We start from the raw sequence: 23,993 nt of genomic DNA, 5'->3' as shown, positions 1-23,993 counted from the left end.
TCTGGGCAGTCCAAGCTTCGTCACTCTGCGGTGTGTGAACACACCGATCCGTCATCCCGGCTCGCCCCTGCGGCCAAAGAAGCGCGCGACCCGGGCGCGCAAAATGTCGGAGACAATCGACCAGCCGCTGAGCTCCGCCGGGGCCAACTGCCCCGGCGACGCACCCGACATGTGCCGGTCGAGATTGTCCGCAAAATCCGCAACCAGCCGTCTGGCGAGATCGCGCACCAGGCCGGGACGGCCGACCTGCGCGAGCATTCCCGTGAGCGCGTAGCCGATCGACAGTTCGACCGCGGTCGCCGTGCCGTCATCGATCGGCAGCAGGCGATAACGGATCTCTCCCTGCGTCGCCGAACGGCTACGCCGGTCGGTGCCGATGCCAACGATACGGCCGGACAGCTTCGCGGGATCGCGTTCGACACGCGCGGCCCCCTCGAAGACCGCCGCGATCGGCCCGAGCCTGACGCGGATCGCACCTTCGACGCGCTCCCGGCTCGGCGGCGCCGTCAGCGACACGCCGGGCAGGCAGGCGGCGATGCCCGCGATGTCATCGAACATCGCAAACACTTTTGCCGGCGCGTAAGGCAGCGTGAAGCGCTGCTCCAGAACGGTTGCAGGAGTGAAGTCCGGAATGACAGCCGGGGCGATACCGTCCGACGCCGCCGCGAACTCCTGCCGCACAGGCCGCAGCGGCTGTTCGTTGCCGCCAGGCGCAGCCCACCCCGAGCCGGCGGGACCAAGGATGGTCCGGCCGCCACCCGGTTGCGGCGCGATGTTGCGCGCGCGCCGCGTCTCGATCACCGATTGCACCGCCCGCACGATCCCGACATAGCCGGTGCAGCGGCAGAGATTGCCGCTCAGGCCGACGCGGATCCGCCGCTCGTCAGCATCCGGCAGACGCAGCACCAGATCGCGTGCGGAGACCAGCATCCCCGGGGTGCAATAGCCACATTGCAAGGCGTGCTCCCGGGTGAAGGCGGCACGAAGCTCGACCGTGACCTCGTCCTCGTCGAGGCCTTCGATCGTGGTGATGTCGGCGCCCTCGCAGGCGACGGCATAAGTGATGCAGGAGCGCGCCGGCACGCCGTCGAGCAGCACGGTACAGGCGCCGCAAACGCCGTGCTCGCAGCCGAGATGGGTGCCGGTCAAGTCGAGCTTGTCGCGGACGAAATCGGCAAGACTGGTGCGCGGCTCAGCCAGCACCTCCACCGCACGCCGGTTGACGTTGAGGGCGATGCTGTTCATGCCGCAGCCTCGTGAACGGCACGTTTCAACACGCTCACATGAATATGCCGCTGTACGGCGTCGCCGATGCCGGCCTTCACAAGCAGGATATCCGCGACGCGGGCGTCAAAGCGCTGCTTGTAATCGGCTGCGACGCGCCCGCCGAACAGCTCCCCCGCATCGGTCACGACGATCGGCGGCGTGTCGATCGCACCGATCACGATGCGGGCGGTGGCGGCGGCCGGATCGACCAGGACCGCGCCGATGGCGTGCGCAAACTCGCCGGTCTTGCGGCAACTCTTGGCATAGCCCCAATGCGCCGAGCCGGCTCGCGCCGGCACATGAATGGCCTCGACGATCTCGCCGGCCTGCAGCGCCGATTCGAGGGCGCCGACCACGAACGCCTCGATGGCCAGCGTGCGTGCGCCGGCAAGGCTGCGCAGCGTCAACCGCGCCCCCAGAGCTGCGAGCGCCGAGACCCAGTCCGCGGCGGGATCGGCATGGCTGAGCGACCCGCCGATCGTGCCGCGGTTGCGCACCGCACGATAGGCGATGTTGGCGGCAACGCCGCGCATGGCGCCACACGTCACATCCGGCGTACGCCCGTCCTCGATATCGGCATGCGTGACCAGCGCGCCGAGCACGAGCTCGTCGCCGCAAATCTCTGCCCGCTTGAGGTCGGCAAGGCCGGAGATGTCGACGACCAGCTCCGGTTGCACTAGCCGTAAGTTCAGCATCGGCCCGAGCGATTGGCCACCCGCGATGATCTTCGCCGATCCGTTCGCCGCAAGCATCGCCAGCGCCGCGTTGAGATCGCGTGGACGCTCATAGAAGAATGGCGCGGGTTTCATGCCGCATTCCTTTCTGCGGCGCGCGCGGCCAGTACCGCCTCGACCACGCGGCGTGGCGTAATCGGAGACTGCATCATCTCGACGCCGAGCGGCCGCAGCGCATCGTTGACGGCGTTGGCGATCGCGGCAGGCGGCGCAATCGCACCGCCCTCGCCGATACCTTTGACGCCGAACTGCGTGTAGGGCGACGGGGTCTCCATGTGGTCGAGACGCGCCGTCGGAACTTCGGTCGCGCCGGGAAGCAGATAGTCGGCAAGCGTCGTCGCCAGCGGCTGGCCGGAGGTATCGAACGGCATCTCTTCGTACAGCGCCGTGCCGATCCCCTGGGCGAGGCCGCCATAGATCTGGCCGTCGACGACCATCGGGTTGACCAGCACGCCGCCGTCCTCGACGATCACGTAGTCGAGGATCTCGATCTCGCCGACATCAGGATCGACAGCAACGACGGCGGCATGCGCGGCATAGCTGAACGTGCCGCTGTCGCGCACGGGCTTGTAGCCCTGGGTCACTTCCAGTCCGCCGGGATCGACGTCGGCTGGCAGATCCTGCGGGCGGCGATACCAGGTATGGGCGATCGCCTGGAGGCTGACGCTGCCGTTGACGCCGCGCACCTCGCCATTCTGCAACACCACCGAGGCCGGGTCGTGCTGCAACAGTTTGGCGCCGATGCGCCTCGCACGTTCGCCGAGCTCGCGGCAGGCGGCCGCCACCGCACCGCCCGCCATGACCATCGAACGCGAGCCCCAGGTGCCGGTCGAATACGGCGTCATCGCAGTATCGCCGAGGATGATGCGCACCTTTGCGACGTCTATTCCCAGCATCTCATGCGCGACCTGCGCGAGCGTCGTCTCCATGCCCTGTCCGTGCGAATGCACGCCGACGCGCAGCTCGAGGCCGCCGTCCGGCGTCAGGCGCGCCGATGCCTGCTCATGGCCCGGGACCATCGGAATGCCCCAGCCGGCATACACCGACGTGCCATGCGCTGCCTGCTCGCAATAGATGGAGACGCCGACGCCGATCCGGCGGCCGTCAGCCTCACCCTGGCTTTGCTTGGCGCGAACGGCAGCCACGTCGACCGCGGCGAGCGCGCGCCGCATGGCTTGCGGATAATCGCCGCTGTCGAAGTGCTTCCTAGTGATGTTGTCGAACGGCATCTGCTCCGGCCGCACCAGATTGCGCAGCCGCACTTCGCCGGGTTCAAGACCAGTCTCCGCCGCCACGAGGTCGAGCATCAATTCCAGCGCGAAGCACACGCCGGTGCGCGCCACGCCGCGATAAGGCAGGATCGGACACTTGTTGGTGGCGACCGAGAAGGTGCGGCAACGATAGGCCGGCATCCGATAGGGGCCGGGCAGGATGCTCGCCACCTGCGCGGCTTCGAGGCAAGCCGAGAACGGATAAGACGAATAGGCGCCGGAATCCACCGTCGCCTCGCAATCGATGCCGCGCAATGTGCCGTCGCGATCGGCATAGACCGTGATCCTGTAGTGGTGCTCCCTGCAGTTGGAGCTGGCAACGAGATGCTCGCGGCGATCCTCGATCCAGCGCACGGGATGGCCGCAGCGCATCGTCAGCCAGGACAGGCAGACCTCTTCAGGCAGCAGAATTCCCTTGTGTCCAAATCCGCCGCCGACATCGGGCGAGATGACGCGGATCCGGCCCTCCTCCATGCCAAGGCATTCAGCAAGGCCGCTGCGCGTGATGTGCGGCATCTGGGCTGCGGAATGCAGCGTGAGCTGATCGAGCCGCCCGTCGAAGCTCGCGACCACGCCGCGGCCTTCAAGCGGCGACATGCATTGCCGTGCGGTCGAGATCTCGCGCGTCACCTTGATCGGCGCGTCCAGGGCGGCGGAGATATCGACCTCGTAATTGGTTTCGAGAAAGACGTTGTCGCCCCAATGCTCGTGCACCAGGGCCGAGCCCGGGTCGCGCGCCTTCAGCATGTCGTAAACCGCAGGCAGTTCCTCGAGGTCGAGCGTCACCGATGCCGCAATGTCCTCGGCCTCGGCCCGAGTCGGCGCGACACACATCGCGACGAGCTCGCCGACCTGGCGCACCTTGCCGGAGGCCAGCATCGGCTGCTCCGAGATCTTGAAGCCCGGAAGCGCCGATATAGCGCGGATCGGGCTGACACCGGAAATATCCGCCGCCGTGAAGACGTTGCCGCGATAGCGCTCGGGCACGTCGATGCCGCGGATCCGCGCATGCGCCAGCGGACTGCGCACGAAGGCGACGTCTTGAAGACCCACGACGCGAATGTCGGCAACGAACTGGCCGCGGCCGCGCATCAGCCGGTCGTCCTCCTTGCGCGGCAGCCGTGCGCCCACGCCCTGCCCAGACCCGCCAGAAGGAAACTTTCGCTCGCTGCGCACGCCGGCGCTCTCCTTCAAATGGGCCTACGCCGCGACAGCCTGTGGCAAGATCGGCGCGACCGCGTCAAACCGCGTGCCGGCGCGCAGGCAGAACGCCGGCTGAAGCAGACGCTCGGCGATGACTTCGTTCTTCTCGTTGTCGCGCAGCACGAAGCGGCCGTTCCGTTCCGTGAGCACGGAGATGTCCGCATCCCGGCCGATCTTGAGCGCGCCGATCTCCTCGCTGCGGCCGAGCATTTTGGCCGGATTGGAGGTGACCATCGGCACCACTTGCTCGAGCGACAGGCCGAGCGCCATCATCGAGCTCATTGCCTGGACCAGGCTGAACTTGGCCTGCCCGGCAAAGGGATGGTTCTCCTCGTCCTCGTGCTCGTCGGGAGTCCCGGCCGGCGCGGGCACATGGGTGTTGTAGCCGTGAATGTCGGCGCCCAGCGTGGTCGGAACGATGCCGGCGGCAATCGCTTTCTTGGCGAGGCGATACGAAAAATGGCTGCCGTGACCGACGTCGACCTTCAGGCCGCGATCGAGTGCCGCCTGGATCACCGGATGCACCTCGCCCTCGCGATTGACGAAGCCGCCGGGATGACGCGTGAACGGATGCGCGAGGATGTCGCCCTCGCGCAGCAGCGGAATCACGCGGGTCAGGATGGTGTCCGCGTCTTCACCATTGGCGCCGCTCTCGGGCAGACCCCAGAGCTGGCCGAAATGCACATAGACCGGCAGATCGGCGCGCCTGCCGATCTCCGCCGCCATCTCGATGACGCGAATGCCCCAGCGCGCGAAGCCGCCGATCTCGGCATGAGCCTTGATGCCGCGCACGATATCGAGATTGGCCATCGCCGATTTGACGGTCGCATCTATGTCGACGCCGTCGGGACTGTAGAGCTTCGGATAGTAGTGCCCCTCAAGTCCGCCGACGAGATAGGCGGACAGAAAGGCATAGACGCGCGAGGTCGCCTGCTCCGCGATGAAATGACGAAAGCCAGGCAGCGTCATGCAGGATGGACCACCCTGATCGACCAGCGTCGTCACGCCCGACTGCACACCGACCATGTCGGCGTTCATGCCAAAGCGGCCGGAAACATATTGATAGACATGCGCGTGGGTGTCGATCAGCCCGGGTAGCACGAGCTTGCCGCCGACGTCGACCACCTCCCTGGCGCTGGTCGGCAGAATGTCGGATGCGACCGCCGCGATTTTGCCGTTACGGATGGCGACGTCCCTGATGCCGTCCACGCCGGACGCCGGACAGATCACGCGGCCGCCTCGCAGCAGAAGGTCGAAGCTGGCAGTGACGGACATGGCGCTGACGGACATGACGCTCTCCTCTACTTCCGCAGGCGGGTGGCTCCGCCCGAATGCGAAGCATGCTTCGTATTTTGACAGGAGCAAACTTCGTGCCATCATCGGATGGTGGCGAGCGCACTCGAATCGAGCTAAGCGCGGCGGAGTTACAGGGCTGGGAGGGCGTGCAGTGCGGCAAGCAAAGAAACGTCGCAGCGGGGGCAAGCATCGCCCCTGGCCATTGTCCCAACGTCCCGGCTATCTGATCCGGCGGCTGCACCAGATTCACGTCGCGCTGTTTCAGGAAGCATGCAGCGCGTTCGAGGTCACACCACTGCAATACAGCCTGCTCTCCGCATTGGCGGTGCGCAAAACCGCCGATCAGACCACTTTGGCGGCCGATATCGCGCTGGATCGGACGACAACGACCGGCGCACTGAAGCGGCTCGCCGTGCGCGGCCTGGTCGAGCGCGCCGTCAACAAGGACGATCGCAGGGCGCGATTGTGCCGGTTGACGCCGGCAGGCGCCGCCCTGCTGGTCAAGATCGAGGGCCCGGCGCGAGAGGCGCACCGCGCGACGCTCGGTGATTTGAGCGTGCGGGAACAAACATTGTTCGTCGAAATGATGCAGCGCATCGTCGCCGGCAACCCCAGCCGCGACAACGCTACTGCCCTATTCGATTAGCCGCCGACATCACGCGGCTGCCGCACTTTTGAGTTGGGCTGCCCAATTTATCATCGTACCGCTGCCCGCCGACGTAACACCGCGGACTTCATGCGGGCCCGCAGCCGGGACGCAAATGCCCCACGCCATGGTCCAGCGAAGCGGCACGTGAGGTTGGCCGGCGCTTGAAAATTCAGGCGCAATCCGATGTCGCACCGGCACCATCAAGCGGCCGCACAAGCCCTGCTCCGGCAAGTCGGCGCGCAATGGCACGATTTATGCTGCGACGATACGAAGCGTGCTTCGTATTGGGGGATGATGTCATGACGGATTCCGAACTTCGCGCCGACGTTCACAGCATCGAGCCAATTCCTGATGCGGACCGGGACTCGACGGGACCGCAGCAGATGTGGATCTGGGCGGGAGCCAATATTGCTCCGGTCAACTGGGCGCTCGGCGCCCTCGGCATCATCCTCAAGCTCGGCCTGATGGAGACGATCGCGGTCATCGTGCTCGGCAACATCGTCGGCTGCGCGATCTTCGCCGCCTTCACCGTGATGGGGCACAAGACCGGCGTCAACCAGATGGTGCTCAGCCGATCCGCGTTCGGCGTCCGCGGCGCCTACCTGCCAAGCATCCTGATGTTCGTGATGACCTTGGGCTGGATCGGCGTGAACACCTACTTCCCGGTGAAGATTTCGATCGGCATCCTCGGCCAGTTCGGCGTTCCCGACACCTGGCTGATCGAGATCGTCATCATCACGGTGGTGATGGCCGCTCAGGTCCTGATCGGGGTCTACGGCTTCTACGCGATCCGCACCTTCGAGAAATACACGGTGCCGCCGACTATCGCCATCATGGTGCTGATGAGCATTTTGGCGTGGACCCGGCCGGGTGTCGTCAATTGGGGACTGGCAACGTCGCTGCCGCCCGGTGCGCACCTTGCGATGCTGACCCTGCTCACGACGGCGATCGGTGTCGGCTGGGGCATTTCCTGGGTCACCTGGGCTTCCGACTATTCGCGCTTCGTGCCGAAGAACGTGCCTGCGAAATCCGTGTTCTGGTACAGCTATATCGGCATGTTCGTGCCGACGGTCTGGCTCGGCATTCTCGGCGCCACCATCGCCTCGACCACGCTCGACACCGATCCGGCCAAGATGGTCAGCGCGGTGTTCGGCGGTCCGGTCAGCATCCTGGTCCTGCTGATGGTGCTGCATGGCCCGATCGCCACCAACATCCTCAACGTCTACTCGGCGACACTGGCGGCCCTGAGCGCGGGGCTCAAGTTCTCGCGGTTCTGGCTCACGGTTATCGTCGGCATCGCCGGCTATCTGGTCACGCTGTACTTCATCTTCGCGCCGTCTTTCGCCAAGGCGTTCGACAACTGGATGATCAGCCTGCTGCTGTGGATGAGCCCGTGGGCCGGCGTGGTGCTCGCGGACTTCTTCGTCAAGCGGAAGGGCAAGATCGACGTCGCCGAGCTTTATCGCTCGCCCGAGACCAGCGCCTATGGCGACATCAACTGGGCCGGCATGATCGCCTTCCTTGCCGGTCTCGTCGCCGGTTGGCTGGTGGAAGACGGCCTGGTCGGCGCGCTGCAGGGACCGATCTCGATCAACTTGCTCGGCGGCGCCGATCTGAGCTGGCTGTTCGGAATCGGGGTCTCGGGCCTCGTGTATCTTGGGCTGAGCAAGCGTGTCACCTCGCCGTCCTCGATCGTTGCGAGCGGCGCTGGACGGTGAAGGCGGATCATGGACTTCGTGCTTCGATCCACGCCCGGAAACGTCCAGTGGGGACTGTGGGATGGACGGCTCAAGCCGGTACTCCGGATCGCATCCGGGGACCGCGTCACCATCGAAACGCTGTCGGGCGAGCCGGACGATCTGCCTGATTCCTCGCTCGGCTTTGACATCGTGCCCGGACATGCCGACGTGCTGGCAAGCACGTTTCGCGGTCCGGGCCCGCATCTGCTCACCGGACCGATCCACATCGAGGGCGCCGAGCCTGGCGATGTCCTCGAGGTGCGCGTGCTGAATATCGAACTGCGCTGCAATTGGGGCTGGAATCTCCAGGTCCCCATGCTCGGCACGCTGCCGGAGGATTTTCCCGAGCTCCGCCGCATCCACATTCCGCTGGACCGCGCACGCAACGTGGCCAAGCTCCCGTGGGGACAGGAGCTGCCGCTCGCCCCGTTCTTCGGCAATTTCGGCGTCGCACCGCCGCCGGCATGGGGCCGGCTGTCCTCAAAGGAGCCGCGGGCCTTTGGCGGCAACATGGACAACAAGGAGCTCGGTGCGGGCAGCACGGTCTATTTTCCGGTGTTCGTGCCGGGCGCGCTGTTCTCCGCGGGCGACGGTCACGCGCTTCAGGGCGACGGCGAAGTCTGCCTGACCGCGATCGAGGCCGCGCTTACCGGCACCTTCGAATTCCATGTTCGCCGCGATCTTCGCCTCGCCTCGCCGCGCGCCGAAACGGCGTCCGACTGGATCACCATGGGGTTCGATGAAGATCTCGATGATGCGGCCAAGGCGGCGCTGCGCGACATGATCGCGCTGATCCGCGAGCACAGCGGGCTCGGTGCGCAGGACGCCTATACGCTTTGCTCGATCGCGGCCGACCTTCGGGTCACACAAATGGTCGACGGCAACAAGGGCATCCACTGCGTCCTGGCAAAATCCCGCATGCCCTGATCGCTCGGACGATGGCTAGAACTGCACGGCTGTTCGACAGATGCGGCATCATCGATAAATCAGCCAGCTTAGCCATCCACGGCTGCGATCCGGCAAATAGACGGCAGGCAAAGTTCCGCAGCAACGTGTCGAGCCCAATCAGATCAAGCTCGACTTGCCGCGGCTCAGCACTTCGCCCGCACCCTTGTCGCCGACGATCTTGCCATGCTCGCACACCACGCGGCCTCGCGCGATCGTGGTGATGGGCCAGCCGGTGACCTCCAACCCTTCCCAGGGCGTGTAGTCCGAGCCGTGATGCAGGTCGGTCTGCCGGATCGTCTTGGTCAGCTTAGGATCCCACAGCACGATATCCGCATCGAAGCCGACGCCGATCGAGCCCTTGCGCGGATAGAGGCCGTAGATGCGCGCATGGTTGGTCGCGGTCAGCTCGACGAATTTCTGCAAGCTGATCCGTCCCTTCGAGACGCCTTCCGAGAACAGGATCGGCAGCCGCGTCTCGACACCGGGAATGCCGTTCGGCACCCAGCGAAACGAGGTGCGGGAATTCGGCGTCAGCTTGCCCTTGGGATCGTCGTAGCGAAACGGACAATGGTCCGACGAGAAGGTCTGGAACACGCCGGTGGTGATGCCTTCCCAGATCGCCTGCTGGCTTTCGGCATCGCGCGGCGGCGGCGAGCAGACGTATTTGGCGCCGCTGATGTCCATGTTCAGGCCCTTCATGTCGTCGGCCGTGAGCGTGATGTATTGCGGACAGGTCTCCGCATGCACCGGCAGTCCGCGCTGCTGGGCCCAGCGCACCTGCTCCATCGCCTCGCGTCCGGAGACGTGAACGATCATGATGGGAACGCCGATCACTTCGGCATGGCTGATGGCACGATGCGTCGCCTCGCGCTCGACCGCCTGGGGCCGGGACAGGCCGTGATAATACGGCGCGATGTGACCTTCACGCTCGAGCTTCGCGGTGAGGAAGCGGATGGCATCGTAGCCCTCGCAATGGACCATGACCAGCGCCTCCTCGCGACGCGCGACTTCGAAGACCTCGAGCAACTGCTTGTCGCTAAGCACGAGGTCGTCATAGGTCATGAATACCTTGAACGAGGTGTAGCCGTCCTTGACGAGGGCCGGCAGCTCTTGCCCGAGCACGACCGCGGTGGGATCGGAGATGATGAGGTGGAACGCCGTGTCGATATAGCACTCGCCCTCGGCAAGCTTGCGGTAGTTCTCGACGCAGGTCCGCAGCGAGGTGCCCTTCTCCTGGAGCGCGAAGGGCAGCACCATAGTGTTGCCGCCGGCCGCCGCCGCACGCGTCGCCGAGGCAAAATCGTCGGCCATCACCACGTCGGGGCCTGAGGCTTGCGAGATGTGGACGTGGCTGTCGATCCCGCCCGGCAGCGCCAGCAGCCCCGTCGCGTCGATCTCGCGCGCCGCGCCCTCGATGCTGTCGGCAATGCTGACGATGCGGCCGTCGCGGATGCCGATATCCGCGCGAAACTCGTCGCTGGCCGTCACGATGGTGCCGCCGCGAATAGCAAGATCAAGCTGCGTCACTGATGTCTCCGTCACTTGACGACTGGCATTGTCTGGAATATCCGGCCCCATTCCGCAAGAGCCGCAATATCGCCGCCAGCGAGGCCGAGGGTCCGCCACAGCGTGACCGCCACCGAATCGAGCACGGCGATATCCAATTCCCGCTCCAGCGAGGCGGCCAGCGCGGCCCCGTCGAGATTGGTACAGAGGATGACGACGGCATCGGCGCCCTCCGCCGCTACCGCGCGGATCATGCCGGCGATCGTCGCAGGTGCAACCTCGCCGAAGGAGAAATTGTCGCGCAGTCCGAGATGCCGGTCCGCATGCAGAGCGATGCCCTCCTCGGCCCAAACGTCGCCGATACGCCGCTGTACGTCGTCCGTATAGGGCGAGACGACACCGACCCGTTTGGCGCCGAGCGCGCGGGCGGCTTCGATGCAAGCGAGCGTCGAGGTCGTCGCAGGCACGCCTGTGCGCGCCGTGATCGCCTCACAAAGACTCCTGTCGCGGGCGATGCCGAGCCAGCTTGCGGACGTCCCATTCCAGGCGATGGCATCGACCTTGGCGTCCGCCAGCAGATCCGCCGCTGGCAGCATCACCGAGGCATCGAACTGGTTCAGCGCCGCCGCATCGAGCGCAATCTCGGTGACACGGAAACGCGAGAAATGTGCGGTGATATCAGCCACGTCCCGCAGCATCGCGCTGGTGACGGGCTCCAGCACTGAATTGGAGGATGGCGTGATCATGCCCAGACGCTTGCCCATGGCGTACCCTACGACGCCTGTGCAAGGCGCGTCGACTCCTCCCGGATCAAAGCCAGGATGTGGCGCTTTGCGTCATTGAATTCGGGACTGGTGATATCGCGCGGGCGCGGCAGGTCGAAATTGACGGCATCGCGGATCCGGCCCGGCCGCTTCGTCATCACCGCGATCTTGTTGCCGAGCACCAGCGCCTCGTCGACGCTGTGGGTGACGAACACGATCGTGCAGCGGCGCTTCTGCCAAATCGCCACCAGCTCCTCCTGCATTTCGAGCTTGGTCTGGGCGTCCAGCGCCGCGAACGGCTCGTCCATCAGGATGACGCTCGGGTTCATCAGAAGCGCACGGGCAATGCCGACCCGCTGGTTCATGCCGCCGGACAGCTCGGAGGGATGATGGTGCTCGAAGCCGCGCAAGCCAACGAGATCGATGAATTCCATGGCGCGATGGTGCCGCTCGGCCTTCGACACGCCCTTGAGCTTGAGATGGAAGGCGACGTTGTCGATCGCCGTCAGCCATGGCATCAAGGTTGGCTGCTGGAATACCACGCCGCGATCCGAGCCCGGCCGCTCCACCTGTCTTCCACCGACTAGCGTACGCCCGGATGTCGCCTGCTCGAAGCCGGCGACGATGTTGAGCAGGGTCGACTTGCCGCAACCGGACGGGCCGAGCAGGCAGACGAAGTCATTGGCTTCGATGTCGAGGTTGATGTTGTCGAGGGTCAAAAGATCGCGGCCGCGCCGCTTGTCGGAAAACACCTTGACGATGTTGCGAAGCTCGATTGCCGCCATCAGCCATTCCTGCCTTGCACGGTGGTCGTCGTTTGCCAGCGCAGTGCGCGAGCCATGATGGCCTTGAGGCCGAGGTCGGAGAGATAGCCGAGCAGCCCGATCGAGATCATCGCCGCGAGCACGATATCGTAGCGCAGGAAATAGTAGGAATCCCACAGCACATAGCCGAGGCCGCTTTTGACCGCGACCATCTCGGCAGTGACCGTCAGCATCCAGGCCGATCCGACTGCGATGCGAAGACCTGCGAAGATCGAGGGCAGCGCCGCCGGCAGCACGATATCGGTGAGCATCTGCCGCTCACTCGCTCCCATCATCGCACCGGCGCGCACGAGATTATGGTCCACCGTCTTCACGCCATGAATGCTGTTCATCAGCACGGGAAAGAAGGCGCCCAGGAAGACGAGGAAGATCGCAGGCTTGTCGGCAATGCCGAACCAGATGATCGCGAGCGGAATCCAGGACACCGGCGGAATCGGACGCAGCATCTGCAGAGTCGGCTCCAGCGTTTTCTCGAACAGACGCGACCAGCCGATGGCAACCCCGGCGAGGATTCCAAGCACGCTCGCCAGAGCAAAGCCGCCGAACACGCGCAAGGCGCTGGCGAGCGCGTCGCGGAGCCAGTGTCCCGAATAGGTCTGCGTGGTCTCGTCGAAGCCGAACACCCAATCGCCGAGCGCATGCAGCACCGCGCTTGGCGCCGGCAACAGCGCCGGCGGCAGCATGCCGCTGCGGGCGACGGCTTCCCAGGCCGCGATCAGCAGCGCAGGAACGACGACGCGTTCGAGCCCCTGACGCGCGCGGGCAAGCCGAAACGCCGGCTTGGCCGGCAAGACGTCAATAGCCGAGGTCATTCTTGGATTTTCCAGTCGCCTGCTCGATGAACGAATAGTCCATGTTCTTCTCCGCTTCCGCGGAGATGTCCTTCGAGATGTATTTGAGGTCGCGCATCATCGCGGCGATCGCGAGGGTCTGGGCACGATGGATCGCAGGATCCGGCGCGGCATTCTTGAGCGCTTCGGTCGCCACCGTCTTGTCGAGGCCGGTGAGCTTGTTGATGACCTCGATCCACGGCGCCTTGTCGGCGATCAGCTTGTTGTCGAGCTCGACCACGGCAGTGACGATTCCCTGGACGCCAGGGCGCTGGCTGGCAATGACGTCCGAACGGGTGACGATCAGGTTCGTCAGATTCCCCGCAGCCTGGTCGTAGGGCAGCACGAAATGCTTGCCTGCGCCGGCAAGCCGGACCTGCGAGGCGAACGGCTCGACCGTGCAGATCATGTCGACCTCGCCGCGCTGCAACGCCGCGAGATGGTCGGACGGATTGGGGATGTTGATGAACTGGATGTCCTTGTTGGGATCGACGCCCTGCTTCAAGAACGCGCCGCGCATGTGGATATCCTGCGCGTTGCCGCGGGAGGCCGCGACCTTCAGCGGCTGGCCGTCGCTCTTGGCTTTCGCGACGGTCCCCTTGAAGGCGGCCCAGTCCTCAGGCGGAAGGTTCAGCTTCGCGGACGAGAGACATTCCGAACCGCCATTGATCTGGCCGGACACGGCGACGACGTCGAAGCCCTTGTCGAGCGCAGTGATGTAGTGGAGGTAGGTGACCTGCGCGACGTCGATGCTCCTCGACACCAGGGCGGTGAGGACGTCATTGCCCGAGTTGAAGCCGGTGGCTTCGACCTCGACATTCCCAGCCATGCCCGGGATCAGCGACATCGGCAGGCAATGCGCGCATTTGGCGAAACCGAGCTTGATCTTTGCGGCCTGCGCGGAGCCGAGATGGCTCGCGCCGAACATCGCCGCCATCAACACGAGGCCCAGTCGCAGGATCGTCCGCATCGCTTACTCCGTTTCGGGAAAAGGCGCGAGGGTCTCGCGCGTGTCGCGAGATCATCAGCCGCCATTTGCGGCGGTGCAACGAGTTTCTGCATGCTGCATACAATTTGCGCGTTGTGCTATTGTTTTCAGCCAGATGCGTCAGTATTTTGGGCAAGCCAATGGAGCTGAAACGGGTAAGATGAATTTGAGCGGTGAGGCACGCGTGCAGCAGAAATCGGAAGCGCCGAGAGGGCGAAAACCGCCCAAACTCAAGCGGATGGGTCTGCACGAGCGCGCGGCTGCGCGGATGAGAACGATGATCATCCGAGGCGAACTGGCGCCGGGATCCCAGACCCAGGAGACCAAGCTGTCGAAGTCGCTCGGTGTGTCGCGCACCCCGCTGCGCGAGGCGATGAAGGTGCTGGCGGCTGAAGGACTGATCGAGCTGCGCCCCAACCGCAGCCCGCGTATCGCCGATATCGCCGTCGACAGTATCTCGGAATTGTTCGAGGCTCTCGCCGGTATCGAGCGGCTTGCCGCCGAACTCGCCGCGGAGCGCGCTACCGACCGCGATCTCGCCCGCCTGCGCACGCTTCAGACCCGCATGGAAGGTCATCACCGCAGCGGCAAGCTCGACGACTATTTCGCCATCAACGGCGAGATCCACAGCATGATCGTCCGCATGGCGCGCAATACGCCGCTGCGGGAGGCGCATGAGACGCTGATCTCCCGCGCCGAACGCGCGCGCTATCTGGCGCTCGGCGCCGACCGCCGCTGGAGCAATTCGGTCGACGAGCATGCCGATATTCTGGCAGCACTCGAAGCACGCGACGGCGAGGCGGCCGGACGTCTGCTCGGTGCCCATGTGCACCGTACCGGTACCGCCCTGCTCGAAGTTCTCGCCACGTCGAACCTCAAGCGAACGGCAGCGTGACAATGCAGCTGCTCCTACTCAACCCCAACACCAGCGCCGAAGTCACCCGGCTGATGACGGACGTCGGGCAGCGCGCAGCTTCGCCCGGCACCGTGCTGGTCCCCTGCACCGCGTCCCGCGGCGTGCCCTACATCTCGACGCGGACCGAGGCCCAGATCGGCGGGGCGATCGCGCTGGAAATGCTGGCCGAGCAGCATCACGAGGTCGATGCGGCGATCATCGCCGCCTTCGGCGACCCCGGCCTCTTCGCTGCGCGCGAAACATTCGACATTCCCGTGGTCGGCATGGCGGAAGCCGCGATGCTGACGGCCTGCATGGCCGGGCGCCGTTTCGCCATTGTCACGTTCGCGCAGGCGCTAGGGCCCTGGTACGAGGAATGCGTCCGTGCTCACGGGCTGTGGGAGCGCTGCGCCGGCATCCGCATGCTCGACACGCCGTTCCAGGCGATCTCCGAGGTCGGCACCGAGAAGGAGGACCTTCTCGTCGCGCTCGCGCAGCGCGCGATCGTCGAGAATGAGGCCGACGTCCTGATTTTCGCCGGCGCGCCGCTCTCGGGCCTTGCCGAGCGGGTTGCCGACCGGGTCCCCGTCCCCGTCATCGATCAGGTCGTCGCCGCCGTGAAGCAGGCCGAGGCGCTGCTGGCGCTGCGCCTGCGCAAGGCGACGGCGGGCACGTTCCGCCGCCCCGGGGCCAAGCCCACCACCGGTCTTGCCGAGGCGCTCGCCGCCCGGCTCGAACATCGCAACAGTTGATCAGGCAGGCGGCCGGCGATGCGAAAACCCCAGCGTCTGCTCGATGGTCCGGCCAAAGGAAAACAAGCGGGATTCGCATCCCGGCGGCGCAATAATCTGGATGCCGAACGGCAGCTCATTCGCCCCGCGGTGCGTCAGGACCGGAAAACCGACCAGCGAGACAATGAAGGTAACAGCGAGATAGTCGATCGGCGTGTCCAACGTCGTGCCGTCGATTGCCGAGACATCGCTGACCTCGTTCGGCCAGGGGAAGACGGACGCTGCCGGCGCAACCAGGAAATCGGCGCGGGTGAACAGGTCGCAGAAGCTGCGGTAGATCGCAGTGCGGCGGCGCTCCGCATTGAGATAATCTTCGGCCGAGAGCCTTGCGCCCGCCTCGATATTCCAGATCACGGTGGGCGTGAGCTCGTCGCGACGCGTCTTCAGCAACTCACCAAAACTGTTGGCGATGTGTGCGGCACGCAACGTGCGGAAGGTCCCGATTGCACCGCCACAATCGGGCGACGATTGCACAATGTCGGCAACGCGCGCCAGCGCCTCGCAGGCCATCGCAAACCGTGCCCGAACGTTGCGGGCAACCGGTGCAACGCCGAAATCGGGCGTGACGGCGATCCGGGCATGTCCTGCGCGTGTTCGATCCCCGCCGAAGCTTCTGGTCGAGAGCGGATCATGCGCATCGGCTCCCTCACACACCGACAACGCAAGCTCGAGGTCGTCGATGCTGCGGGCGAGGAAGCCGTGTGTGGCCAGCATGTCCCAGCCCAGCGGGCGACGCGGCGATGGAATGCGACCCGGTGTCGGCCGGATCGAGGCGACATCGCAGAAACTCGCGGGCGTGCGCACGGATCCGCCGAAATCGGTGCCGTGCGCCAGCGGCACCATACCGGCCGCGACCGCGACGGCGGAGCCGCCGGACGATCCGCCGGAGGTCAGCGCAGGATCGAACGGATTGCGGGTCGGTCCGCACAATCTGTTGGTGCAGACCGCACCGAAGCCGAATTCGGGTGTGTTGGTCTTGCCCAAAATGATCGCGCCGGCGCGTCGCAGCCGCGCGACCAGGAGATCTTCTTCCGGTGGCACGTGGTCACGAAACAGAACCGAACCATAGGTGGTCGTCAGCCCCGCGGTGTCGGTGAGGTCCTTGATCGCGACGGGCACGCCATGCAGCGGTCCGGCCGGCGCGGACGCCGCGTCACAGATTTGCGCCGCACGGCGGGCGCCCTCAGCGTCGACCGTCACGAATGCTGCCAATCGCGCGTCCTGTTCCGCGATCCGTGCAAGGTGCGCCTCGACGGCGTCGCGCGAGGACAGCTCGCCCCTGGCAATGGCGCGCGCAAGGGCTGTGGCGGTGAGGTCGCAAACCGATCGATCCGATGTCATCGTGCCACAATGCCAAAACGCGCAGCGAAAAGCGACGGGCACGGGCACGAGACTTGCTTTCTTCCTCGGGAGAACGGGGGGCAACATCATGGCTGAAACGCAAGGCGGCCGATCGCTCGTGGTCGACGCCGTCACTCACCGCTATCCGAGCGGCGCGCTCGCGGTCGAAAACATCAATCTCGACATCAAGGGCGGCGAGATCATCGCCCTGCTCGGCCCCTCCGGCTGCGGGAAGACGACCTTGCTGCGGATCATTGCCGGCTTCATCGCGCAGAGCCAGGGACGGATCATCATCGGCGACGACATCGTCGACGCGCTGCCGCCGAACCGCCGCGCGGTCGGCATCGTCTTCCAGAACTATGCGCTGTTTCCCCATCTCACCGTGACAGAGAACGTCGCCTACGGCCTCGCCGCCCGCGGCATCGACAAGGCGACGCGCCAGCGCGAGGCACAACGGCTGCTCGAGCTGGTGCAACTGCCGTCGATGGCCGAGCGGCTGCCGCGGCAGCTCTCCGGCGGCCAGCAGCAGCGCGTCGCGCTCGCCCGGGCGCTGGCGATCAAGCCGTCGATCCTGCTGCTCGACGAGCCCTTCGCCGCGCTCGACAAGAACTTGCGGCTCGACATGCAGATCGAGGTCAAGCGGCTGCAACGCGTCTCGGGCATCACCACGCTGATCGTGACGCACGACCAGGAAGAGGCGTTGTCGATGGCCGACCGCGTCGCGGTGCTGAGCCACGGCAAGCTCGAACAGTTCGGATCGCCCTCGGATGTCTACGACCGTCCCCAGACGCTGTTCGTGAACACCTTCGTTGGCTCCAGCAACCGCATGCCCGGAGTCGTCGTGTCGGCGGATCGCACGGCCGCCAAGGTACGCCTCGATGCCGGCGCGGAGATCGTCGCACGGCCCGCGGGCGGCGCGCTCAGCGAAGGCGGCCGCGTCACCGTCTGCATCCGTCCCGAACATCTGCAGTTCGTCGGCGACGAGACCGGCTTTGCCGGCGTGGTCGGCATGTCGCTGCCGCTAGGGGCCACCGTCGTCCATGAGGTCACGACCGCCGACGGCTCTGGGGTAAAAATCTCTCAGGCGCGCATCGGCGAGACACGCGCACTGGAGAACGGCGCCGCAGTGCGCCTCGCACCGCTCGCGCCATCGCTCGCCAACGCCTTTCCTGCAACGCTTTAGATCCAGTCATAGTCCACAGGGAGTTCGACATGATCCTCAATCGCCGAAGCCTAATGACGACCGCACTCACACTCGGCGCCATGAAGGCGTTTCCCGGGCTGAGCTTCGCCCAGGCCCGCCCGCTTGTGTTTGCGACCTTCACGGGAAGCTGGGAGGAAGCGCACAAGGCCGTGCTCGTGCCGGCCTTCCGCAAGGCGAACGCCGATGCAGCGATGGTGCTCGACCCCATGCTCTCCGTCGACCAGATCGCGAAGGTCAATGCCGCCAAGGCCAATCCGCCGATCGACGTCATGTTGCACGATCCCGGCCCCGCCCTCGTCGCGATCGGCCAAGACCTCGTCGAACCTTATCCGGTCGAGAAGAGCGCCTACTACAAGGAACTGATCAGTGAGGCACAAGAGCCGATGGGCCCCGCCCCGTTCTTTCAGGTCGTCGGCCTCACCTACAATCCGGAAGCCGTCAAGACGCCGCCGACCTCCTGGGCCGACCTGTGGAAGCCGGAGTTCAAGGGCCGCGTCGGCATCACCAATCTCAACTCGACGCTCGGCACCGGCTGGCTGGTCGAGATCGCCAAGATGCGCGGCGGCTCGGAGGCCAATGTCGATCCCGCCTTCAAGGCGATCGAGGAGCTGAAACCCAATCTCGCGGCCGTGGCCGCCAATCCCGGCGCGCTCGCAACGCTGTTCCAGCAGGGCCAGATCGACATCTCGCCCGGTAATTTCAACGCTATCCAGATTCTGAAAGCGCGCGGCGTGCCGGTCGAGTTCGTGGCGCCAAAGGAAGGCGCCATCGCCTTCAAGACCACGATCCACATCGTCAAGAATTCGCCAAACCGCGAGCTCGCCTTCAAGCTGATCGAGGCGGCACTGACGGCCGAGGTGCAGACCACGCTGATGAACCCGCCCTATCTGATCGTGCCGACCAATTCCAAGGTGACGATGGGCGGCGAAATCGCGCGCGTGCTGGCCAAGGACACCGCCGAGCTGAAGCAGAAGTTCGTGTTCCAGGACTGGAAGAAGATCAACGAGCAGCGCTCGGCCTGGATCGAACGTTTCAACCGCGAGATCAAGATCTAGCACCATGGGTACAGCACCGGCATCGCGGGATGTGACGTCCTACGGCATGGGATTGGCAGCACCGCTGGCGCTGTTCTTCCTGGTCTTCTTCGTCGCGCCGCTCCTGCAATTGCTCTGGCTCTCGCTGCACAACGACACGGCCGCGCTCCATTGGGGGCTCGGCCAATATTTGCACTTCCTCACGGACCCTTTCAGCCTTAGCGTGCTCGGCTCGACGCTGCTGCTCGGCGCCGAGGTAACGCTCGTCTGTCTCGTGCTCGGCTTTCCCATCGCCTGGCTCTATCAGCGGGTCGGGCCGCGGCTTCAGACCATCATCATCCTGATCGTGCTGTTGCCGCTTCTGACCAGCGTCGTGGTGCGCACCTTTGCCTGGATCGTCATCCTGGGCCGCCAGGGCATCATCAACGCGACGCTGCAATCGCTCGGCATCATCGATACACCCCTAAAGCTGCTCTACACCCAGTTCGGCGTGGTCATCGCGCTGGCGCAGGTGCAGATGCCGCTGATGACACTGCCGCTGATCACTGCGCTTGGCCGGATCGATCCCAACCTCGATGACGCCTCCTGCTCGCTTGGCGCCGGGAGCTGGCGAACCTTCTTCAGGATCGTGCTGCCGTTGTCGCTGCCCGGCGTGATCGCCGGATGCACGCTGACCTACGCCGCCGCGATCACGGCCTTCATCACGCAGTCGCTGATCGGCGGCGGCCAGATGCTGTTCATGCCGATGTATCTCTATCAGCAAGCGTCGACTCTCCAGAACTGGCCCTTTGCATCCGCGATCTCGATCATCTTCCTGCTCGCCGTGCTTGCGGTCGTCTCCGTCTTCACCACGCTCGGCCGCATGTCGCGGGGCTACGGAGGCGCATGATGAGCGGACGCAAGCGTACCCTGGAGGCGATCAGCTTCGAGTTTGTCATTACCGTGGTCGCGGTGATCGCGCTGATCATCATCATCGCTCCTTCGCTCGTGGTACTGATCGTCTCCTTCACGAGCGGTTTCTCGCTGCGCTTCCCGCCGCCCGGCTATTCGCTGCGCTGGTACGCCGAGCTGTGGAATGCCTGGCAGCTGCACTTCGCGGCGAAGAACAGCCTCATCGTCGCACTATGGGCGACTTGCTTGTCCGTCGTGCTCGGCGTCGCGGCCGCGCTTGCGATCTCGCGGTCGCGGACGCTGTCGGCCCGGCTGCTCGATTCCCTTTTCATGTCGCCACTTGTTTTGCCGGCGCTGGCCTTCGGCCTCGCCGCCCTGATGCTGTTCTCGCTGGTCGGCCTGCCGGTGTCGCCGCTGACGCTGGTGATCGGCCACACCGTGGTCTGCGTTCCCTATGTCGTGCGCAATACGGTTGCCGCGCTCGCCCAGCTGGAGCCGACCCTGCTCGAAAGCTCGGCGGTGTTAGGGGCCAGCCGCCTCTACACGTTCCGTCGCATCGTGCTGCCGCTGATCCGGCCCGGCATCATCGCCGGCGCCTTCATCGCCTTCATGTCGTCCTTCGACAACGTGCCGGTCTCGCTGTTCCTGCGCGATGCCGCGACCGACATGCTGCCGATCCGGATGTGGCAGGACCTCGAGGGCAAGCTCGACGTGACCATCGCAGCCTTGTCGGGTGTGCTGATCATCGCCACCGTCGCGCTGGTCGCGGTGATGGAGCGCGTCACCGGACTATCGCGGCGGCTGACCAACTGATCAGGCGCCGCGGAACAGCGAATAGCCCCAGCGGGTGAATTTCAGCGGCAGGTGGAAATGCTCGTCGATATCAGTGATGCGGAAGCGGAACGGCGTCACGGTAAGAAAGCCGGCGCTGTCAGCAAAGAACTCGCCGAGATGAAACAGCACCTCGTACACGCCCGCCGTGACGCCGGCACCGTGCGCAACGGGATGATCCAGCACGCCGTTTGCGCCGAGCCGCCCCTCGGCGATGCGCAGCTGTTCGGGGTCGATCCGCCAGATCTCGATGCGCAGGCCCTGCGCGGGACGCCCGCTCGCCACGTCGACTGCGTGAATGGAAATGCCGCCTGCCACCTTGCCGTTCCTCCTATGAGCGAGCGGCCATGGTAGACGGAAACACGGCCGTTCGGCCAGCGCCCGCGCTGCTGCCGGCCCTGGGGGCGATGACCTCGCTTCAGGCGCTGGTCGCGCTCGCTTTGTTCGCGCCCGGCGTGGTCGCGCCCAGCGCCCGTATCGAGGTCTGGCAGCTCTCGATGTTCTCATGCGCGGTCTTCGCCGTCGGTATCCCCGCCTCGTTCTGGGGCGGCAGCTTCATTGCCCGCCTCGGCTCGTTGCGGATCGCGAGCCTGTGCGCGGCAGCGATCGTCGCCTGCATGGCGCTGGCTTCGTTCGGCTCGACGGCCGCCTTGCTGGCCGCGGGCCTCTGCCTCGGCCTTGCCTTCGGACCGGAGACGCCGGCAAGCGCGGCGCTGTTGGCGCGGCTCGTGACCGCCGAGCGCCGCGTCTTCGTGTTCTCGGTGCGCCAGACCGGCAACCAGATCGGCGCCGTCTGCGGCTCGCTGGTCCTGCCCGCGATCGCGATCTCGCTCGGACCGGCCTGGTGCTACGCAGCGGTCGGCGCATGTGCCCTGCTGGCTATCCTGTGGTTCGAGCAACTGAGGCTTGCCTACACTGGCAAAGTCGTCGCTCCTCCGGAACTCGGTCTTCGCGCGCGGCTGGCGCTGGTGACTGCGGACCGGCGCATCGCGATGCTGGCGCTGGCGTCGATGCCTTTCAGCGCGATGCAGGTATCGCTCAATACGGTCTTCGTCACGCTGGGCACGCGCGAGCTCGGGCTCAGCCACATCGAGGCCGGCATGGCGCTCGCCTGCGCGCAAACGGGCGGCCTGATCGGCCGGCTCGGCTGGGGCCTCGTCGCGATGCGCCTCAATGCCTCGCGCATGGTGCTCATCGTCATCGGTCTCGGCATGGCCTTCTCTGCCGCGGTGCTCGGCCTCGATGGCGCATCGCTCGGTCGCACCGGCCAGTTCGCGATTGCGGCGCTGTTCGGCCTGACGGCGTCGGGCTGGAACGGTGTCTTCATCGCCGAGATCGCTCGCCTCGCCCCGCAGGACCGGATCGGCGAGACCACCGGCGCGGTGCTGACTGCATCCTATGCCGGCCTGCTGGCTGCGCCGGCGCTGGTGTCGATCCTGGATGGTGCGGCCAGTCTTGGCGCCGCGTTCTTCGCCTTGGCCTGCCTCGCGCTGTGCGGCACATTCGCGCTGATCTGGGGGAGCCATGACAAAGCCGGTAAATAGCGCACGCGGGATTGCGGCCGATGTAACGGCCGGACGAACGAGCGCGGCCGAAACCGCCAAGGCCGCCCTCGGACGCATCGAGGCTGCCAAGCCGCTGAACGCAGTGGTGACGATCGACCCCGCACGCACGCTTACCGATGCCGCGGCGGTCGACGACCGCCTGCGCGCTGGCGAGACGATGCCGCTCGCCGGCGTCCCCATCGTCGTCAAGGACAACATCTGGACCGGCGGCTGGCGCGTGACGCAGGGCTCGCGCCTGTTCGCTGATTTCGTCGCGCCGCAGGATGCGATTGCGATCGAGCGGCTGCGCAGAGCCGGTGCCGTCGTCGTTGGGATCGGCGCGACGTCCGAGTTTGCGTGCAAGGGCGTCACGACGTCGCCGCTGTTCGGTCCCACCCGACATCCCCTGAATCCGGAGCTCACGCCGGGCGGCTCGTCGGGTGGTCCGGCAGCGGCTGTCGCAGCCGGCCTCGTGCCGCTCGCGATCGGTACCGATGCTGGCGGCTCCAGCCGCAGGCCGCCGGCCCATGTCGGCGTCGCCGGCTTCAAGCCGTCTTATGGCGCGATCCCCTACGGGCCAGGTTTCGCCGAGCCGTTTTTTGGCCTCTCTGTCATCGCACCGATCGCCGCCACCGTTGCCGATATCACGCTGGCGTTCGAGGCCATGGCCGGTGTCGATCCGCGCGACCCGGATTCCGCTCTCATCGCCCGAGATGCCGATGACATCGCCGGCCCGCGCATTGCGTTCTCGCCGCGTCTGGGACTCGACGTCGCAGTCGACGACGTCGTCGCCAATGGTTTCATCTCTGCCGTGGAGCGCCTTTCCGCCTCCGGCTTACGCATCGCGCAGCGTGATCCCGTCTGGCCGGCCGGCGCGACCGAAGAGGCCATCATGCCGCTTCAGCACGCCGGCCTCGCTGCTCTCCATGGCGACCCCTTCCGCCAGGATCCGACCGTGTTCGACCCTGATATCGCCAGGCAGATCGAGCGCGGACTCTCCTGGTCGGGCGCGGACGTTGCGGCCGCGCTGGTTGCAAGCACCGCGATCGCCAATGCGTTCGCGGCCTTCTTCACCGAAATCGACCTGCTGCTGGCACCGACCGTCCCTTGCGTTGCCTGGCCGCTGACACAGCTTGGTCCCGACATGATCGGCGGCCGCCCGGCGAGCCCGCGCGCACACGCCGTGTTCACGCCCTTCGTCAATCACGCCAGATTGCCGGCGATCTCGATTCCGTGCGGGACTGACGCGGCTGGCCTTCCTTTTGGCCTCCAGGTGATCGGCCGGCGCGGCCAGGATCGCACTCTGCTGCGAGCCGCACAGCACATCGAGACCATGTTGCGCACATTTGCGAAGTAGAATTGGAAGTAGAAATCGGCGATACGAACGAGACTAATGGCCGGCTCGAATGCACTTGCTTCGGCGCCGTATGAGACGGCAGCAATG

The 23,993-nt window shown here is 65.6% G+C and carries 22 protein-coding genes; 11 read left to right on the top strand and 11 right to left on the bottom strand.

Translation table 11 applies throughout. From position 1 onward, the window contains the following. Positions 1-51: 51 nt before the first annotated feature. Genes FXV83_RS09845 through FXV83_RS09830 form a run of 4 tightly spaced genes read right to left on the bottom strand, consistent with a single transcriptional unit; the run spans position 52 to position 5,749 of the window. A complete protein-coding gene (locus FXV83_RS09845; protein WP_148738984.1) occupies positions 52-1,245 on the bottom strand; it encodes a xanthine dehydrogenase family Fe-S subunit in 1,194 nt (397 codons plus the stop codon). Further along, a complete protein-coding gene (locus tag FXV83_RS09840) occupies positions 1,242-2,075 on the bottom strand; it encodes an FAD binding domain-containing protein (RefSeq protein ID WP_148738983.1) in 834 nt (277 codons plus the stop codon). The genes FXV83_RS09845 and FXV83_RS09840 overlap by 4 nt, the downstream gene beginning before the upstream one ends. Next, positions 2,072-4,465, bottom strand: a complete 2,394-nt coding sequence (locus FXV83_RS09835; RefSeq protein ID WP_148738982.1) for a xanthine dehydrogenase family protein molybdopterin-binding subunit — start codon at positions 4,463-4,465, stop codon at positions 2,072-2,074. Before FXV83_RS09835 ends, FXV83_RS09840 begins: the two co-directional genes overlap by 4 nt. Positions 4,466-4,471: 6 nt before the next feature. Continuing rightward, positions 4,472-5,749, bottom strand: a complete 1,278-nt coding sequence (locus FXV83_RS09830) for an amidohydrolase/deacetylase family metallohydrolase (protein ID WP_148739000.1) — start codon at positions 5,747-5,749, stop codon at positions 4,472-4,474. Here FXV83_RS09830 and FXV83_RS09825 point away from each other — a divergent pair. The 3 genes from FXV83_RS09825 to FXV83_RS09815 all read left to right on the top strand — a co-directional run bounded on the left by FXV83_RS09825 (position 5,748) and on the right by FXV83_RS09815 (position 9,085). After that, positions 5,748-6,416: a MarR family winged helix-turn-helix transcriptional regulator gene (locus FXV83_RS09825; protein ID WP_347341043.1), complete on the top strand. Its 669-nt coding sequence runs from the start codon at positions 5,748-5,750 to the stop codon at positions 6,414-6,416. The genes FXV83_RS09830 and FXV83_RS09825 overlap by 2 nt on opposite strands. Positions 6,417-6,718: 302 nt before the next feature. After that, on the top strand, positions 6,719-8,137 hold the full coding sequence (locus FXV83_RS09820) for a cytosine permease (protein ID WP_187435791.1): 1,419 nt from the start codon (positions 6,719-6,721) through the stop codon (positions 8,135-8,137). A 9-nt stretch (positions 8,138-8,146) separates the two neighbouring features. Beyond that, a complete protein-coding gene (locus FXV83_RS09815) occupies positions 8,147-9,085 on the top strand; it encodes an acetamidase/formamidase family protein (protein ID WP_148738980.1) in 939 nt (312 codons plus the stop codon). A gap of 138 nt (positions 9,086-9,223) precedes the next feature. Here the strand turns inward: FXV83_RS09815 and hydA are convergent, their stop codons facing one another. From hydA to FXV83_RS09790, 5 genes are read right to left on the bottom strand one after another with little or no spacing between them, the layout of a single operon-like run. Beyond that, positions 9,224-10,684 carry a dihydropyrimidinase gene (hydA, locus tag FXV83_RS09810; RefSeq protein WP_148738979.1) on the bottom strand — a complete coding sequence of 487 codons (1,461 nt, stop codon included), beginning with the start codon at positions 10,682-10,684 and terminating at the stop codon, positions 9,224-9,226. Further along, complete coding sequence (locus FXV83_RS09805) at positions 10,645-11,376, bottom strand: maleate cis-trans isomerase family protein (RefSeq protein WP_148738978.1); 732 nt, start codon at positions 11,374-11,376, stop codon at positions 10,645-10,647. The genes hydA and FXV83_RS09805 overlap by 40 nt, the downstream gene beginning before the upstream one ends. Positions 11,377-11,384: 8 nt before the next feature. After that, positions 11,385-12,161: an ABC transporter ATP-binding protein gene (locus FXV83_RS09800; RefSeq protein ID WP_148738977.1), complete on the bottom strand. Its 777-nt coding sequence runs from the start codon at positions 12,159-12,161 to the stop codon at positions 11,385-11,387. Continuing rightward, positions 12,161-13,012, bottom strand: coding sequence for an ABC transporter permease (locus FXV83_RS09795; RefSeq protein ID WP_148738976.1), 852 nt, complete (start codon positions 13,010-13,012; stop codon positions 12,161-12,163). Before FXV83_RS09795 ends, FXV83_RS09800 begins: the two co-directional genes overlap by 1 nt. Then, a complete protein-coding gene (locus FXV83_RS09790; protein WP_148738975.1) occupies positions 12,996-14,000 on the bottom strand; it encodes an ABC transporter substrate-binding protein in 1,005 nt (334 codons plus the stop codon). The genes FXV83_RS09795 and FXV83_RS09790 overlap by 17 nt, the downstream gene beginning before the upstream one ends. A 202-nt stretch (positions 14,001-14,202) precedes the next feature. On the opposite strand from FXV83_RS09790, the gene FXV83_RS09785 reads away from it, so the two are divergent. Beyond that, positions 14,203-14,913, top strand: coding sequence for a GntR family transcriptional regulator (locus FXV83_RS09785; RefSeq protein WP_187435790.1), 711 nt, complete (start codon positions 14,203-14,205; stop codon positions 14,911-14,913). A gap of 2 nt (positions 14,914-14,915) precedes the next feature. Next, on the top strand, positions 14,916-15,665 hold the full coding sequence (locus tag FXV83_RS09780; RefSeq protein ID WP_187435789.1) for an aspartate/glutamate racemase family protein: 750 nt from the start codon (positions 14,916-14,918) through the stop codon (positions 15,663-15,665). Here the strand turns inward: FXV83_RS09780 and FXV83_RS09775 are convergent, their stop codons facing one another. Then, on the bottom strand, positions 15,666-17,045 hold the full coding sequence (locus FXV83_RS09775) for an amidase (protein WP_148738972.1): 1,380 nt from the start codon (positions 17,043-17,045) through the stop codon (positions 15,666-15,668). Between the two features lie 88 nt (positions 17,046-17,133). Here FXV83_RS09775 and FXV83_RS09770 point away from each other — a divergent pair, with 88 nt between their 5' ends. From FXV83_RS09770 to FXV83_RS09755, 4 genes are read left to right on the top strand one after another with little or no spacing between them, the layout of a single operon-like run. Continuing rightward, complete coding sequence (locus FXV83_RS09770; protein WP_148738971.1) at positions 17,134-18,228, top strand: ABC transporter ATP-binding protein; 1,095 nt, start codon at positions 17,134-17,136, stop codon at positions 18,226-18,228. Positions 18,229-18,257: 29 nt separating this feature from the next. Next, complete coding sequence (locus FXV83_RS09765; RefSeq protein WP_148738970.1) at positions 18,258-19,304, top strand: ABC transporter substrate-binding protein; 1,047 nt, start codon at positions 18,258-18,260, stop codon at positions 19,302-19,304. A 4-nt stretch (positions 19,305-19,308) separates the two neighbouring features. Continuing rightward, positions 19,309-20,172, top strand: coding sequence for an ABC transporter permease (locus tag FXV83_RS09760; protein ID WP_148738969.1), 864 nt, complete (start codon positions 19,309-19,311; stop codon positions 20,170-20,172). Beyond that, the gene (locus FXV83_RS09755) at positions 20,172-20,987 is read left to right on the top strand and encodes an ABC transporter permease (RefSeq protein WP_187435788.1); all 816 of its coding nucleotides are present in this window, start codon (positions 20,172-20,174) and stop codon (positions 20,985-20,987) included. Before FXV83_RS09760 ends, FXV83_RS09755 begins: the two co-directional genes overlap by 1 nt. On the opposite strand, the gene FXV83_RS42560 is transcribed toward FXV83_RS09755, so the two are convergent. Then, entirely contained in the window at positions 20,988-21,323 is a 336-nt protein-coding gene (locus tag FXV83_RS42560; RefSeq protein ID WP_187435787.1) for a hydroxyisourate hydrolase, read from the bottom strand. It abuts the gene before it with no gap. 29 nt (positions 21,324-21,352) lie between these two features. On the opposite strand from FXV83_RS42560, the gene FXV83_RS09745 reads away from it, so the two are divergent. Together FXV83_RS09745 and FXV83_RS09740 are read left to right on the top strand one after the other, a co-directional pair. Beyond that, the gene (locus FXV83_RS09745) at positions 21,353-22,549 is read left to right on the top strand and encodes an MFS transporter (RefSeq protein WP_187435786.1); all 1,197 of its coding nucleotides are present in this window, start codon (positions 21,353-21,355) and stop codon (positions 22,547-22,549) included. After that, positions 22,530-23,906 carry an amidase gene (locus FXV83_RS09740; protein WP_148738965.1) on the top strand — a complete coding sequence of 459 codons (1,377 nt, stop codon included), beginning with the start codon at positions 22,530-22,532 and terminating at the stop codon, positions 23,904-23,906. The genes FXV83_RS09745 and FXV83_RS09740 overlap by 20 nt, the downstream gene beginning before the upstream one ends. The last annotated feature ends 87 nt before the right edge of the window (positions 23,907-23,993 follow it).

Source organism: Bradyrhizobium hipponense (assembly GCF_008123965.1).
Classification (GTDB): domain Bacteria; phylum Pseudomonadota; class Alphaproteobacteria; order Rhizobiales; family Xanthobacteraceae; genus Bradyrhizobium; species Bradyrhizobium hipponense.
This window is presented reverse-complemented; position numbering and strand designations above follow the sequence as displayed.

What these genes read in the sequence shown, in the direction of transcription:
- FXV83_RS09845 (WP_148738984.1), bottom strand. Translation starts at nt 1,245, where the DNA reads ATGAACAGCATCGCCCTCAACGTCAACCGGCGTGCGGTGGAGGTGCTG.
- FXV83_RS09840 (WP_148738983.1), bottom strand. Translation starts at nt 2,075, where the DNA reads ATGAAACCCGCGCCATTCTTCTATGAGCGTCCACGCGATCTCAACGCG.
- FXV83_RS09825 (WP_347341043.1), top strand. Translation starts at nt 5,748, where the DNA reads ATGGCGCTGACGGACATGACGCTCTCCTCTACTTCCGCAGGCGGGTGG.
- FXV83_RS09830 (WP_148739000.1), bottom strand. Translation starts at nt 5,749, where the DNA reads ATGTCCGTCACTGCCAGCTTCGACCTTCTGCTGCGAGGCGGCCGCGTG.
- FXV83_RS09820 (WP_187435791.1), top strand. Translation starts at nt 6,719, where the DNA reads ATGACGGATTCCGAACTTCGCGCCGACGTTCACAGCATCGAGCCAATT.
- FXV83_RS09815 (WP_148738980.1), top strand. Translation starts at nt 8,147, where the DNA reads ATGGACTTCGTGCTTCGATCCACGCCCGGAAACGTCCAGTGGGGACTG.
- hydA (WP_148738979.1), bottom strand. Translation starts at nt 10,684, where the DNA reads ATGGGGCCGGATATTCCAGACAATGCCAGTCGTCAAGTGACGGAGACA.
- FXV83_RS09805 (WP_148738978.1), bottom strand. Translation starts at nt 11,376, where the DNA reads ATGGGCAAGCGTCTGGGCATGATCACGCCATCCTCCAATTCAGTGCTG.
- FXV83_RS09800 (WP_148738977.1), bottom strand. Translation starts at nt 12,161, where the DNA reads ATGGCGGCAATCGAGCTTCGCAACATCGTCAAGGTGTTTTCCGACAAG.
- FXV83_RS09795 (WP_148738976.1), bottom strand. Translation starts at nt 13,012, where the DNA reads ATGACCTCGGCTATTGACGTCTTGCCGGCCAAGCCGGCGTTTCGGCTT.
- FXV83_RS09790 (WP_148738975.1), bottom strand. Translation starts at nt 14,000, where the DNA reads ATGCGGACGATCCTGCGACTGGGCCTCGTGTTGATGGCGGCGATGTTC.
- FXV83_RS09780 (WP_187435789.1), top strand. Translation starts at nt 14,916, where the DNA reads ATGCAGCTGCTCCTACTCAACCCCAACACCAGCGCCGAAGTCACCCGG.
- FXV83_RS09775 (WP_148738972.1), bottom strand. Translation starts at nt 17,045, where the DNA reads ATGACATCGGATCGATCGGTTTGCGACCTCACCGCCACAGCCCTTGCG.
- FXV83_RS09770 (WP_148738971.1), top strand. Translation starts at nt 17,134, where the DNA reads ATGGCTGAAACGCAAGGCGGCCGATCGCTCGTGGTCGACGCCGTCACT.
- FXV83_RS09765 (WP_148738970.1), top strand. Translation starts at nt 18,258, where the DNA reads ATGATCCTCAATCGCCGAAGCCTAATGACGACCGCACTCACACTCGGC.
- FXV83_RS09760 (WP_148738969.1), top strand. Translation starts at nt 19,309, where the DNA reads ATGGGTACAGCACCGGCATCGCGGGATGTGACGTCCTACGGCATGGGA.
- FXV83_RS09755 (WP_187435788.1), top strand. Translation starts at nt 20,172, where the DNA reads ATGAGCGGACGCAAGCGTACCCTGGAGGCGATCAGCTTCGAGTTTGTC.
- FXV83_RS09745 (WP_187435786.1), top strand. Translation starts at nt 21,353, where the DNA reads ATGGTAGACGGAAACACGGCCGTTCGGCCAGCGCCCGCGCTGCTGCCG.
- FXV83_RS09740 (WP_148738965.1), top strand. Translation starts at nt 22,530, where the DNA reads ATGACAAAGCCGGTAAATAGCGCACGCGGGATTGCGGCCGATGTAACG.